The following is a 13,382-nucleotide window of genomic DNA, read 5'->3' on the forward strand; positions in this document are numbered from 1 at the left end:
AAAAGAATTTTTATATTTTTTTCACAATTTCAATGATTTCTGTTGTAGACACAGATGGAGTCCTGGGCAAGTAGACCACATCGCAAACATCCTTGACCCAGTCAAATCGACCAGTCCAATCATCACCCATCACCAGTACATCAGCGGAATATTGCTGAATGTAGTTCATTTTTAGCTCTAAAGATTCTTCAATGAAAACCTCATCTACGCATCTAAGTGCGCGAATAATTTTAATTCGCTCATTCTGAGAGTAAACGGGGTAGCGATTTTTTTTCGCCATATTAAGTGCATCAGATGATACTCCAACTATAAGATAATCACCATATTCTTTAGCCCTCTCTAGAATATTAATATGACCAACATGAAAAACATCAAATGTACCAAATGTGATGACAACTTTACCTTTCAACTTTATCCTCCTTTGTTCCAAACAAATTCATGAAAAAATATATCTCCATCACTGACAAAATATAAATAGAGATTGAAGAAAACCAGCCATGCATGAAAAACAAAAGCCAAAACCAAACTAACATTGTTTTAGCTGTATGATGTGGTACCAAGCGACTGCAGAAATAATAAAAAACTTTAACGTAAAAAACAAAAGACAATACATATATGGCAAGTAACTGAAAACCAAAATAGAACCAAGTGAGGATACCCACATGAATGTTTCCACCACTAGGTCTTTGGAGTATATATTTAGCTGAGTACTCACCAATAGTCTGATACTCAATAGAAAACCATGATGATAATTGCCTTCTTATATGGTTATCAAATACCATTGGCACAAAAGATCCATTATCAAAAGCATTACGCAGCTCATCTCTATGGGTGAATAAGACATATACTTCTGAGATGTGCTGAAAACGGCTTGCGATTGAACTCAATACTTCTTTATAAGTCTCAAAAGAATAATATTTAGTATAGGATTCAATACTGATGTTTTCAGCCCCTCTCGAAACATATTTCACATAATATACAGAAGGCGATATAGCCAGAAAAACACATAATATAATAAAAAACTTAGGCCATTTTATTTTTATTGATTGCTGTCGAGATAAGAAAATGACAAACAATGACATTAACGCCCCCGCAACCCATCCTCTATACAAGTTTGACAAAACAAAAAGAGCGATATTAATCGACTTTAATTTTTTGCTGTTTTTATCACAGATAAATAGAGATAATAAAGTAATAGCATCTGGATTAAACAGTGTGAAGAAATATTTCACCACACCGACATCAACAGTTGGCCCTTCATAAGATAAAGAACCTACCCCTGTTGATATTGAATAATAAAAATAAACTACTTGCAAAACAAGAACAGAAAAAAGCAATCGAACAGTTATTTTATCGCCACAACTGAAGTTATGTGATCCTTTTTTTTCTTTAGATAAGAGCGATATGAGACAATAAAATCCCACCATCAGCGACAATTCTAAAGCCCCAGAAAAAAAGTATTCCATCGCATCTGAAATAGGCCAACCTTTAAAGTCTCCACCGAGTTCATTCTGGATAAAAAATGATATAAAGCCATAAAGATTAGCTAAAAAATAAAATACAAACAATAGTAAAGTCGTATTAATTCTCATTTTTTGGCACAAACATGTAGATGAGTCTAAAAATATAGTAAACAAATTTATTTTTAACTGACATCTCATTGAAAAGATTCACGTTTGACATTTCAATATACGCATCCTTATATCTTGAAACTTTAAGATAAGTCTTTGCCTTTGACAACCTTATATCATTAATTTTAAAATCAAAAAAATAATCAAAGCCACATAGATCTTTTTTAGCAATTTCAAGAGAATATATGAAGTTATCGTAATGCGACACTATTGAATTTAGTTTTGATTTATTTATGGTACTCGACCAACTATTCTCTGCACCAATTCTATAAGCACAAAGAGGTTCATCACAAACAATAATTCCGCTTTCACCTAAATACAACTCCATATATATATCACCTATGGTCGCATTCGCAAACCATAAAGGTATTTTTTCGAGAGATCTTTTTCTAAAAAAATATGATGCTGTTGGTGCAAATTGCCATGGTGAAAGAAGAACATCCTTCAAGGTTGAAAAAAAACTGTGCCCGCAATAAAAATCTTTAATGTAGATACAATTTTTATCTACACATATAGCATTACTAGTGACAAGATCTATATCACTGTATATATCTAGTATTTCCTTTTGTTTGGTGAGTTTCTGTTCTGAAATCCAATAGTCGTCCCCTTCACAAACAGCAATATAATCACCTCTTGCGGCAGTAAAGACTCTTAATAAATTTGCATTAGCACCAATATTTTGTTCAGAGGTGATAATCTTAATTAAATTAGGATAACGCTTCTGATACTCGTAGAGAATTGACATAGTCCCATCACCACCACAATCCTCCCCAATCACAATTTCAAATGGAAAAGTAGTTTTTTGCATTAAGAAACTATCTATTGCTTGGGCGATATATTGCTCTTGTTTATAGGTAATGCAACATACACTAACTCGAATAGGTTCATCCACTGGCCAGTTAGCTATAATTTCAGCTTCAGTCAAATGAAACAAAATATTTACCTTAATTATTTGATGTGGTAATTAAAAAAGCCTCAAGTGCCAATAAATCACGCTTGCGAACTTTTATCTTCTTGACAGGGGTACCGATATAAACCCCAAAAGCTTCGCAATCTTTGGTTACCAAGGAGAGGGAACCAACCGCCACACCTTCATATAAAGTGACGCCGGGTAACACCACTGAGCCAGAGCCAATAATGACATGCTTACCCAGCGTCACATCCGCATGAGTCACATTAGTATATTCGGTAGGCACCATAGGGTTAGTCATAAAGCCTCCACTATAATCATCATTACTAGAATAAATGCCCACCTTGGAGGAAATATTAGAAAAATCTGACAATGTTATTTTACCAGCACCAATTAATGTACTATGAACTGCGATATGAATATAATTGCCGATTTCAATTCCCCCCTCACCTGCAGACAACACACAAAAATCATCAATACGAACATTATTACCAATCTTGATGCGTTGAGCACCATAAATCGAAGCTTTATCAGAAATCAGCACATTGCTACCGAACGCAGCAAACCCCATTTTACTTAGTTGTTGTGCGGTAAGAAATCCCATGTCATTAATTTCCTTTTATTAATTGAATGACCTGCTGTTGTTCAGCTATTGTCAGTTCATTAAAAATTGGTAAGCACAGAACTTTCTCAGCTAACGCATTCGCCTGTGGTAAATGGGTTATTGCTGCACTCTTTTGACCACGGTAGATTGGCATATTGCTGATCAATGGGTAGAAATAACGACGAGATAATACGCCATGCGCTTTAAGCTTATCATATAACTCATCGCGGCTAAGCGGGTACTCCGCCTCAACCAAAATCGGGAAATAAGAAAAATTACTGTTGGAGTGAGCATCATGCTGATACAGGGTAATGCCGGTTACTCCAGCAAGCTCGGTACGGTAACGCTCATCGACGGCTTGTCGCAGCGCCATAGCCTGATCAATATGCTTAAGCTGCACCAAACCAAATGCGGCATTGATTTCGCTCATTTTGCCGTTAATCCCCGGTGCTGTCACCGTTAGTTCGTCAGCTATGCCGAAGTTTTTCAAGCGATCGATGCATTGTTTAGTTTTGGCATCCTGACTGATAATCGCACCGCCTTCAAAGGTATTGAATACCTTAGTGGCGTGAAAGCTTAAAATAGAAAGATCACCCCATTTAAGTAAGCTTTCACCTTTATAGTTCACCCCAAAAGCATGAGCGGCATCATAAATCACCTTCAGACCATAGTTGTCAGCAATTTTTTGAATCGCTTCAACATCACAAGGATTGGAATAGCAATGCACCGGCATAATGGCCGTCGTACGTGGAGTAATAGCAGCTTCAATTTTGCTCGGGTCAATATTGAATGTAGTTGGGTCTATATCGACAAATACAGGTTCCAGACCATTCCACATGATCGAGTGGCTAGTTGCCACGAAGGAATAGGGGGTGGTGATCACTTCACCACTGATGCGTAACGCTTGCAGAGCAGTGATTAACGCAATGGTTGCATTATTAAACAGCGAGACATGCTCTACACCAAGATACTCACATAATGCAGCCTCAAGCTGCTGATGGAATGGACCATTATTTGTCAACCAGCGATTATCCCAAATTTTTTCAAGGTAAGGAATAAATTCGTTCAAATCTGGCAAGAATGGCTGAGTGACAGGAATATTTTTATTACTCATAAGGATTCCACAATTATATTATTGACATATTTAGTTCAATTAACGACGTAGAATGGTGCGTATCTGCAGCATCAGTGGCTTTTGGGCCAAAAATAAATACAGTAAATAGCATAACAGAGCAACACCAAGATTAATCATTATCTGCAACAAGGGTTTTTCTTGCCATGCCAAACCCGTAACATAGGCCAAGGCGGCAGACAAGATCACAGCAAACCAGATAGGGGCGAGATCCTTACATTGCTGCCACTGGCTAATATGAGTCAGCTTGGCGGTATAATAAGTGTTAAGTAATAATGCTATATATGAAGTAATGGTCAAACCTATTGCCATCACCAATACACCATAAGGTATGGATAGTAGTAATATGGTCACACCAATGATTTTTTTGAGTACTTCAAGTTTTAAAAAGAGATCGCTACGTCCTGTGACTTGTAATAGATTTAAATTGATAGCGTGAATGGGGTAGAGCATATAGCCTAAACATAACACTGTTAGCAAGACGGCTGCCGGTTGCCACTGGCTACCTAATAAAGAAATTAATAATGGTTCTGCAATCAAGCCCAGCCCCATTATTATAGGAAATATCACCATTGCAGCCATTTTTAGCGTCAACTGATACGCATTGCCCAGCTTGCTCAGGTCTTCTTGTAATTGGCTGAACATCGGAAAGCTGACCCGTTGAATAATGCCCGTCAAGGTACTTGCAGGTACACTGGCCAGCTGGTTGGCTTGGCTAAAATGCCCAACCACTGCAGGGCTAAATTTTTTACCTATGATGATTTGATACAGGTTGTTATAGGTCACGTCTAATAAACCTGAAAGTAGCAATTTACTACCATATCCAAACAGATAATTAAACGATTGCTTGCTAAGCTTACCGCTCGGCAGCCAGGGAGCCAACAAATTATACAACAGAGTGTTACAGCTGGCATTTAGCAAGGTCTGGGTGACCAGCGCCCATACCCCAAAACCGTTTATTGCTAACAAGATGGCAGTGGTACCGCTAATCACTACGCTGACGATGGATACTTTCGCCTGGGTTTTAAAATCCATCATAACAACTAGTTTTACGCGGGGGATTAAGGTGAATGCATTAATAACAACCGTTAGACCTAATACCCACAGCAGACTTTTTAATTCATGTTGCTGATAAAAATGGGCCACATAGGGGGCACTTATATAAAGTGCCAGATAACATAATACAGATACAGCAACATTGTAATAAAAGGCGGTGACCAAATCGCTTTCGGTGCGATCGGTCTTGCGAATTAGCGCCGAAGTAAAACCACTATCGACAAACACATTTGCAATGGCAATAAACACTGCTAACATACCAACCAAACCAAATGCATTCGGTCCCAACAAACGGGCCATAAATAAGGTTATAAGTAGTTGAATACCTTGCGTTAATATGCGTTCAACGGCACTCCATTGCAGGCCTTTTTTGGTCTTATTCACTAATTCTGGCATGATTTTATGCCTTTGCCAACGTTAACAAATATTGACCATAACTATTTTTGCTCATTAATTCACCGCGGGAGAGCAACTGTTCTTGGTCCAACCAACCTTGAATATGGGCAATTTCTTCTAAACATGCAATTTTATAGCCTTGTCGTTTCTCTAACGTTTCGACAAATTGTGCTGCTTCTAACAGACTCTCATGAGTTCCTGTATCAAGCCAAGCAAAGCCCCGGCCTAGCATTTCTACATGCAGGTTACCTTTACTTAAATATATCTCATTTAGGCTGGTGATCTCTAACTCGCCACGAGCAGATGGTTTCACACATTTTGCATTATTAACAACATCATTTTGATAAAAATAAAGACCGGTTACCGCGTAGTGACTTTTTGGTTTTTCAGGTTTTTCTTCAATCGAGATGGCTTTTTGATTTTCATCAAACTCAACAACACCAAAACGCTCTGGGTCTTTTACCTGATACCCAAAAACTGTTGCACCTTCCCCAGACTCAGCTTTGGCGACTGCTTTTTTTAACTTCGCACTGAAGTTTTGGCCATAAAAAATGTTATCACCAAGCACTAAACAAACCGCATCGCCACCAATAAATTGCTCGCCAATAATGAATGCTTGAGCAAGCCCATCCGGGCTTGGCTGAACTGCATATTTCAGTGAAATACCAAATTGACTGCCGTCACCTAACAAACGTTGAAAGCTGCCTTGATCTTCAGGTGTCGTGATGATCAGAACTTCCCTGATCCCCGCAAGCATCAGTACGGACAGTGGATAATAAATCATAGGCTTGTCATAAACTGGCAAGAGCTGTTTGGAGATGCCCATGGTGATAGGGTAAAGGCGAGTTCCAGAACCGCCAGCCAGAATAATCCCTTTCATTACTTCTTCTCCCCGTACTGCTGAGCAATCCAAGACTGATAGGACCCGCTCTTGACGTTGTTGACCCACTGTTGGTTATCCAGATACCACCGCACGGTTTTGCGAATGCCCGATTCGAAAGTTTCTTGCGGTTGCCAAGCAAGCTCGCTGCTCATCTTGGTCGCATCGATGGCATAGCGGCGATCGTGGCCGGGGCGATCCGCCACATAGGTGATTTGCTCACGATAAGAGCCCGCCTTCGGCACCATCTCGTCCAGCAGATCGCAGATGGTGTGTACCACCTCCAGATTCTGCTTCTCGTTATGACCGCCGATGTTGTAGGTCTCCCCCGCCAAGCCCGTGGTCACCACCTTGTAGAGCGCGCGCGCGTGGTCTTCCACATAGAGCCAGTCGCGGATCTGGTCGCCTTTGCCATAGACCGGCAACGGCTTGCCATCCAGCGCGTTGAGGATCACCAGTGGGATCAGCTTCTCGGGGAAGTGGTACGGACCATAGTTGTTGGAGCAGTTGGTGACTATGGTTGGCAGGCCGTAAGTACGGCGCCAGGCGCGCACCAGATGGTCGCTCGATGCCTTAGAGGCAGAATAGGGGCTGCTGGGGGCATAGGGCGTGGTTTCGGTAAAAAGCGGCAAAGCCTCATCAGGGGCAGCCTCATCCGGATGAATCAGGTCGCCATACACCTCATCGGTAGAGATATGGTGGAATCGGAAGGCCGCCTTGCTTACCTCATCCAGACCGTTCCAGTAAGCGCGAGCCGCTTCCAGCAACATATAGGTGCCGACGATATTGGTCTCGATAAATGCCGCAGGACCGGTGATGGAGCGATCAACGTGGCTCTCGGCGGCCAGATGCATCACGGCATCAGGCTGGTGCTGGGCAAACACCCGATCCAGTTCGGTGCGGTTGCAGATATCCACCTGTTCAAAGGCATAGCGCTCACTGTTTGCCACACTCGCCAAGGATTCTAGGTTGCCCGCATAGGTCAGCTTGTCGAGGTTGACGACAGAATCTTGGGTGTCACGAAGGATGTGGCGAACCACTGCCGAACCGATAAAACCGGCACCACCGGTTACAAGGATCTTCATTGAAAGGTTCCCGATTGCAATCTAATGAAAAGGAAGACTTTTGGTTAGGGTCTGCAGTTGTGTATCACTCTGGTTTTTTCTTCGTAGAGCAGAATGATTGCACTGAGACCACGAATGCTTGAATTCCAGACCAGGCTCCTCGTTTAGGCATGTATATTTATCTGCCTAAGCTAAGAAATGGCCCTCAAGGCGAGAGGATTAACAGTGATAAACCAGAGGAAGTTTGAAATGCATAAATGATGACGCTACCGCCCCTGAGTTACAGCTCCCAACATGCTGCTTTTCACCTGATTGTGCGCGCTGTTGGTCATCATATCCTCCAGCTTCTTGTTTTGATTGATGTTTAACAATGTTGTCGCATTACATTGCACATCCAGGCAGTCCGCAGCCTGCATTGCTCACATCTTGGGCAATTGATGCCCCAAACCCGATTTTGGACCAGATTCTATCTTGTTTGACACTGGTATTAATAGTCATAACCGCAGAAAACCTCTCGTAGGGTAGGGATTCAAAATTGCCACTCATTCGACCTTCTGACCCTTCTCGCGCAACATACATCCCTACAACACACCGGGAGTTGTTCCCAATCACCGGCGTCAAACAATAAAATTGAATATGTTCAGGCGATTACAACTGCATGCCTGCGTTACCCCGATGCTCTGAGCCAAGTTGTGACGATGAGCACCGCTGCAACAGTACAGTGAGTCCCCATCCCCACCAGTGCGATCAGAACAGTCGCAAGTAGTCACCAATGGAACCCCAACAGTCCTCATCTGATTCGACAGCATGACTCACAATAAAGCACGAAAGGTATGGCTGCCGATGCAAGGACGGGTAGAGGAGACAAAGGCTGGCATGATTCAGTCCCGATACAGGGGGGTCAAGTAGGATCCGCATTGACTCTCCTTCTTGTTGACCCTCTAATTGACAGCCTGGACCCTTATCATCATGCATCTTATGAAAATCCTACTGGTCGAAGACGACAAGCTGCTCAATCACCACCTCTCCACGCTGTTGACCGAGGCCCAGAATCAGGTTCACAGCACGGACAACGCCCAGGTGGCGCTGCACTATGCGACCGACTACCCCATCGACGTGGCCATCATCGATCTCGGCCTGCCGGACATGGACGGCCTGCAGCTCATCAGCCGCCTGCGCGAGCAGCAGATCCCCTTCCCCATCATAGTGTTGACCGCGCGGGGCAACTGGCAGGACAAGGTGGAAGGGCTGGAAGCCGGTGCCGATGACTACCTGGTCAAACCCTTCCAGAAGGACGAGCTGCTTGCCCGCCTCAATGCCCTGGTGCGCCGCAGCGCCGGTTTCATCTCCCCCAGGGTGAAGGCGGGTGACTACGAGCTGGATCTCTCCCGCAAGGAGCTGACCATCGCCGGCGAAGTCACCGTGCTCACCAGCTTCGAGTATCTGATCCTGGAGTACCTGATGCGCAACGCCCGCCAGGTGGTCTCCAAGCAGCAACTGCTGGACCAGCTCTACGGGGATGGTGAAGGGGATCCCAACACCATAGAGGTGATGGTGAGCCGACTGCGCAAGAAACTGGATCCGGAGGGGCTCATCCAGCCCATTTCCACCATCCGCCGCCAGGGTTACATCTTCAACCTCTCCTGCAGTTGATGCCCCTTGCCATGCTGCACCCCATGACACTGATCCGTCGCTCGCTGCACCTCAAGCTGATGCTGAGCGCCATGCTGGTCATCGCGCTCATCATGGCCTTCTCCGTCTATATTCTCTACCTCGGCCACGCCGAGGAGCAGGCCCAGAAAGCCAGCATCCGCATGCAGGAGAACCTCTCCAAGCTGTTCTCCTCCAAGCAGCCGGAGCCCCACGCCATCACGGATCTCGGCGGCCTGACCCCGGATGCCATCGACCCCAATCTCGACACCCTGATCTGCCGCTCCGATGGAGAGTTGAGCTGGTCCAGCCTGCACATGCCCGAGGTAATCACCATCAAGGAGACCATCTGCCGGGATCTGATGAAGTACCTTGGGGGCCTGGATCAGGACTATTTCTTCAAGCTGCACACCATCAAGAATGGCGAGAGCTACTTCATCTACAGCCTGCGCTTCCTGCGCAACCACGGCGACGGCCCCACGACCTACTACGTGGTGATGGTCGATTCCGCCAAGCGCTACCAGGCCCAGACCCGGGACTATCTCTACCGGTGCATTCGCCAGGCCTTGCTCGCCTACAGCCTGCTCGGCGCCCTGCTGCTGCTCACCAGCTTCTGGAGCCTCTCTTCCCTGCGCACCATGGCGCGGCAGATAGACGAGATCCGTGCCGGCACGCGGGAGGCGCTCTCCAAGGACTACGAGCGGGAGCTGACGCCGCTGACCGAATCCGTCAACCAGTTGCTGGAAAACGAGCGCCAGCAGACCCAGCGCTATCAGCATGCGCTCAACGATCTCGCCCACAGTTTGAAGACCCGGCTGGCCCTGATCCAGATCACCGCCCAGGAGCTCAAGCTCGGCCACGACATCCATGACAACATCAGCGAACAGATCACCACCATGGACCAGATCATCCAGTACCAGCTGCGCCGCGCCGTCACGGGTCGAAAGCGCCTCGCGAGCAAGGGCACCGAGCCGGTACCGCTCATCGAGAAACTGCTGGCCAGCCTCGCCAAGGTCTATCGCCACAAGAAGCTGCAGACCGGCTTCCAGTTCGATGACGATGTCTTCTTCCACGGCGAGCAGGGCGATCTGATGGAGTTGATGGGCAACCTGCTCGACAACGCCTGCAAGTTCGCCATCAGCGAGATCCGGGTCCATGTCGGCCACCAGGACAACGGCCTGCTCATCGTGGTGGAGGATGACGGCCCCGGCATCGCCCCCGGCAAGTCGCAGCAGATCTTCCAGCGCGGCGTCAGGGCCGACAGCTCCCCGGGCCAGGGGATAGGGCTCGCCGTCGTCACCGAAATCGTGCACAGCTACGGCGGCAAGATCCGGGTGGATGAGTCTCCCCTCGGCGGAGCCCGCTTCCATATCACCCTCCCCTGACAGATCGGGGCCAGGCCAGTGCCTGGCCCCTGCCGCATTCGGGCATCGCCATCCCGGCGCTCACCTTCTCCCACCCTTTCCCCTATGCTGCCCGGCGATGCCTGGCCGAGTGCAATGGTGCTGACAAGTTGCCTCCCATCAGAAACCGACTAGCCTCTCCCCTCACCCCCTGCTCGAGCAGAAACGACGGGCATAAAAAAACCGGCCGCGAGGGCCGGTGAAACAGTTCAGGCTTGTCAGGTGACAATTCGCACCCAGCGGATGAAGACAGCTTCCAATTCCCTGTGAAACCCTGTCCTCTTGAGTACGTGAGCCTACTCTACGCCAGGGCCACTGAATCAGGGCTGAACCGCGATGAAATCGTTTCCCTAGCCTGTCAGAGACGGATCCCGAGGGACTGGCGCAGATAGGCGCCCGCACCGAGCAGGCCCGGGCCTTCGTGGGTGATGAGGAAGACGGGGATGTCCTTGAGGTAGGACTTGAAGCGCCCCTTGTCCTCGAACGCCACCCGGAAGCCGGAGGCGATAAAGAACTCCTGGAAGCGCGGTACTATGCCGCCGGCGATGTAGACGCCGCCGAAGGTGCCCATGTTGAGGGCCAGGTTGCCGGCAAAGCGCCCCATCAGCACGCAGAAGAGGCTCAGGGTACGGCGACAATCCAGGCATTCCCCCGCCAGCGCCCGCTCCGTGATGTCCTTGGGTTCGAACGCCTCGGGCTCCCGGCCGTCGGACTTCACCAGCCCGCGGTACAGGTTCACCAGACCCGGGCCGGAGAGGAAGCGCTCGGCCGACACATGGCCCAGCTCGCCGCGCATCACCTGCAGCACCGCATCTTCCTCTTCCGTGTTGGCGGCGAAGTCCACGTGCCCGCCCTCACCCGGCAGACTGAGCCACTGTTCGCCGGCCTGCACCAGGTGGGCGACCCCGAGGCCGGTGCCGGCACCATAGATGGCGATGGGCTTGCCGGCCACCGGGGCCGCACCGCCCAGCTGGATGCGATCAGCCTCTGTCAGCACGGGCACCGCCATGGAGACGGCAGTGAAGTCGTTGATCACCTGCAGGCGATCCAGGCCCAGATTGGCCTGCATCTCGCTGATGGAAAACTCCCAGCTGTGGTTGGTCATGGCGACCCAGTCGCCGTTGATGGGACAGGCGATGGCGATGCAGGCCTCGCCCACCTTGGCACCATGTTCTTCCAGATAGAGGCGCACCACGGCCTCCAGGCTGGGGTGGGCCAGCCCTGAATAGGTCTTTGCCTGGGAAATGGCGCCGGTCGCCAGCTCGCACAGGGCCAACCGGGCATTGGTACCGCCTACGTCGCCCACCAGCGCATGGGTATGCTGCATAACAAACTCCTTCGTTACCGACTCGGGGCGGCCCTTACCGTCCCGACCTTGTTATTTGGCTGCAATACTACTCGAGCCCGCTTCCCGGCGGCGCGTTTTATGAATGCAACTGTGCGCCCGCTCACAGTGTTGTTGCTTTGCAACATTTGTAAGCGTTTTCAAGGGCGGGATGGAAGTTTGTAACTAAAAACACGAAATAATTAGACATGAGTCATACTTTGTATGGACGAGATTAGTTCCGATAAGCGCTTGTCTTGTATAGTCATCGCGGAGATTGGAAACCTGCTTGAGCTGTGAATTTAGTGCACAGACACTGAAGTTAAATTACAAAAATGCCTGGTGGTAATGATGAATACCCTCGATAAAATTACGAACAATTTGGAAAGTTTCAGTAAATCAGAGCGTAAGGTGGCGGAAGTGATCCTGGCATCCCCCCAGACCGCCATTCACTCCAGCATCGCCACCCTGGCCAAGCTGGCGGATGTCAGCGAACCCACAGTCAATCGCTTCTGCCGTCGCCTCGATACCAAGGGCTTTCCCGACTTCAAGCTGCACCTCGCCCAGAGCCTGGCCAACGGCACCCCCTATGTGAACCGCCACGTGGAAGCGGAAGACGGGCCCGACACCTACACCGCCAAGATCTTCGAGTCCACCATGGCCTGTCTCGATGCCGCCAAGAACAGCCTGGACATCTCCGCCATCAACCGCTGCGTCGACATCCTGACCCAGTCCAAGAAGATCAGCTTCTTTGGCCTGGGCGCCTCTTCCGCCGTCGCCCGGGATGCCCAGAACAAGTTCTTCCGCTTCAACATCCCCGTGGTGAGCTTCGACGACATCGTCATGATGCGCATGAGCTGCATCAACAGCAGCGAAGGGGACGTGGTGGTACTCATCTCCCACACCGGACGTACCAAGGCGCTGGTGGAAATTGCCGCCCTGGCCCGTGAAAACGATGCCACCGTGATCGGCATGACCGCCAAGGACTCCCCCCTGGCCCGCGAGTGCAACCTGGTACTCTCCATGGACGTGCCGGAAGACACCGACGTCTACATGCCCATGGCGTCGCGCATCGCTCAGCTCGCCCTGGTGGATGTGCTGGCCACCGGCTTCACCCTGCGCCGTGGCATGAAATTTCGCGAAAACCTGAAAAAAGTCAAAGAAGGTTTGCGCGAATCCCGCTTTGATACCCCGCACTCCTCCTGATCATTCGGGGGTTCGCCCCCGACTGTCTAAGCCACCGGGCTTGGTGTAGTATCGAAATTCAATCACAGAAGGCCACCCAGATGGCCTGCAAGCCGGCGCCATGCCACATGCTTGACGGGGCAGTAT

Annotated in this window: 12 protein-coding genes; 3 read left to right on the forward strand and 9 right to left on the reverse strand. The window is 48.5% G+C overall.

Annotated features, from left to right (window positions below):
- Positions 1-10: 10 nt before the first annotated feature.
- The 8 genes from R2B70_RS12975 to rfbB are packed head-to-tail and all read right to left on the reverse strand — an operon-like array spanning position 11 to position 7,694.
- Positions 11-409 (reverse strand): adenylyltransferase/cytidyltransferase family protein, encoded by a 399-nt coding sequence (locus R2B70_RS12975; protein WP_318161678.1) that lies wholly within the window; start codon positions 407-409, stop codon positions 11-13.
- A complete protein-coding gene (gene wzy / locus R2B70_RS12980; RefSeq protein ID WP_318161679.1) occupies positions 399-1,568 on the reverse strand; it encodes an oligosaccharide repeat unit polymerase in 1,170 nt (389 codons plus the stop codon). Before wzy ends, R2B70_RS12975 begins: the two co-directional genes overlap by 11 nt.
- 13 nt (positions 1,569-1,581) lie before the next feature.
- The gene (locus tag R2B70_RS12985; protein ID WP_318161680.1) at positions 1,582-2,565 is read right to left on the reverse strand and encodes a glycosyltransferase family 2 protein; all 984 of its coding nucleotides are present in this window, start codon (positions 2,563-2,565) and stop codon (positions 1,582-1,584) included.
- A 10-nt stretch (positions 2,566-2,575) separates the two neighbouring features.
- Positions 2,576-3,145 (reverse strand): acyltransferase, encoded by a 570-nt coding sequence (locus R2B70_RS12990; RefSeq protein WP_318161681.1) that lies wholly within the window; start codon positions 3,143-3,145, stop codon positions 2,576-2,578.
- A 4-nt stretch (positions 3,146-3,149) separates the two neighbouring features.
- Complete coding sequence (gene vioA, locus R2B70_RS12995) at positions 3,150-4,259, reverse strand: dTDP-4-amino-4,6-dideoxy-D-glucose aminotransferase VioA (protein WP_318161682.1); 1,110 nt, start codon at positions 4,257-4,259, stop codon at positions 3,150-3,152.
- Positions 4,260-4,298: 39 nt separating this feature from the next.
- Positions 4,299-5,729, reverse strand: coding sequence for a lipopolysaccharide biosynthesis protein (locus tag R2B70_RS13000; RefSeq protein ID WP_318161683.1), 1,431 nt, complete (start codon positions 5,727-5,729; stop codon positions 4,299-4,301).
- Positions 5,730-5,733: 4 nt separating this feature from the next.
- A complete protein-coding gene (gene rfbA, locus R2B70_RS13005) occupies positions 5,734-6,609 on the reverse strand; it encodes a glucose-1-phosphate thymidylyltransferase RfbA (protein ID WP_318161684.1) in 876 nt (291 codons plus the stop codon).
- Positions 6,609-7,694: a dTDP-glucose 4,6-dehydratase gene (gene rfbB, locus R2B70_RS13010; RefSeq protein WP_318161685.1), complete on the reverse strand. Its 1,086-nt coding sequence runs from the start codon at positions 7,692-7,694 to the stop codon at positions 6,609-6,611. The genes rfbA and rfbB overlap by 1 nt, the downstream gene beginning before the upstream one ends.
- Before the next feature lie 957 nt (positions 7,695-8,651).
- Here rfbB and R2B70_RS13015 point away from each other — a divergent pair.
- Positions 8,652-9,326, forward strand: a complete 675-nt coding sequence (locus R2B70_RS13015) for a response regulator (RefSeq protein ID WP_010675337.1) — start codon at positions 8,652-8,654, stop codon at positions 9,324-9,326.
- A 23-nt stretch (positions 9,327-9,349) separates the two neighbouring features.
- The gene (locus R2B70_RS13020) at positions 9,350-10,708 is read left to right on the forward strand and encodes an ATP-binding protein (protein WP_080560554.1); all 1,359 of its coding nucleotides are present in this window, start codon (positions 9,350-9,352) and stop codon (positions 10,706-10,708) included.
- Positions 10,709-11,084: 376 nt separating this feature from the next.
- Here R2B70_RS13020 and glk read toward each other — a convergent pair whose 3' ends face one another.
- Positions 11,085-12,053, reverse strand: a complete 969-nt coding sequence (glk, locus tag R2B70_RS13025) for a glucokinase (protein WP_210538691.1) — start codon at positions 12,051-12,053, stop codon at positions 11,085-11,087.
- Positions 12,054-12,398: 345 nt separating this feature from the next.
- Here glk and R2B70_RS13030 point away from each other — a divergent pair, with 345 nt between their 5' ends.
- Positions 12,399-13,256, forward strand: coding sequence for a MurR/RpiR family transcriptional regulator (locus R2B70_RS13030; RefSeq protein WP_039041240.1), 858 nt, complete (start codon positions 12,399-12,401; stop codon positions 13,254-13,256).
- Positions 13,257-13,382 lie beyond the last annotated feature (126 nt).

This window comes from Aeromonas sp. XH (assembly GCF_033348475.1).
Lineage (GTDB): Bacteria > Pseudomonadota > Gammaproteobacteria > Enterobacterales > Aeromonadaceae > Aeromonas > Aeromonas sanarellii.

What these genes read in the sequence shown, in the direction of transcription:
- R2B70_RS13000 (WP_318161683.1), bottom strand. Translation starts at nt 5,729, where the DNA reads ATGCCAGAATTAGTGAATAAGACCAAAAAAGGCCTGCAATGGAGTGCC.
- rfbB (WP_318161685.1), bottom strand. Translation starts at nt 7,694, where the DNA reads ATGAAGATCCTTGTAACCGGTGGTGCCGGTTTTATCGGTTCGGCAGTG.
- vioA (WP_318161682.1), bottom strand. Translation starts at nt 4,259, where the DNA reads ATGAGTAATAAAAATATTCCTGTCACTCAGCCATTCTTGCCAGATTTG.
- glk (WP_210538691.1), bottom strand. Translation starts at nt 12,053, where the DNA reads ATGCAGCATACCCATGCGCTGGTGGGCGACGTAGGCGGTACCAATGCC.
- rfbA (WP_318161684.1), bottom strand. Translation starts at nt 6,609, where the DNA reads ATGAAAGGGATTATTCTGGCTGGCGGTTCTGGAACTCGCCTTTACCCT.
- R2B70_RS13030 (WP_039041240.1), top strand. Translation starts at nt 12,399, where the DNA reads ATGATGAATACCCTCGATAAAATTACGAACAATTTGGAAAGTTTCAGT.
- R2B70_RS12990 (WP_318161681.1), bottom strand. Translation starts at nt 3,145, where the DNA reads ATGGGATTTCTTACCGCACAACAACTAAGTAAAATGGGGTTTGCTGCG.
- R2B70_RS13020 (WP_080560554.1), top strand. Translation starts at nt 9,350, where the DNA reads ATGACACTGATCCGTCGCTCGCTGCACCTCAAGCTGATGCTGAGCGCC.
- R2B70_RS13015 (WP_010675337.1), top strand. Translation starts at nt 8,652, where the DNA reads ATGAAAATCCTACTGGTCGAAGACGACAAGCTGCTCAATCACCACCTC.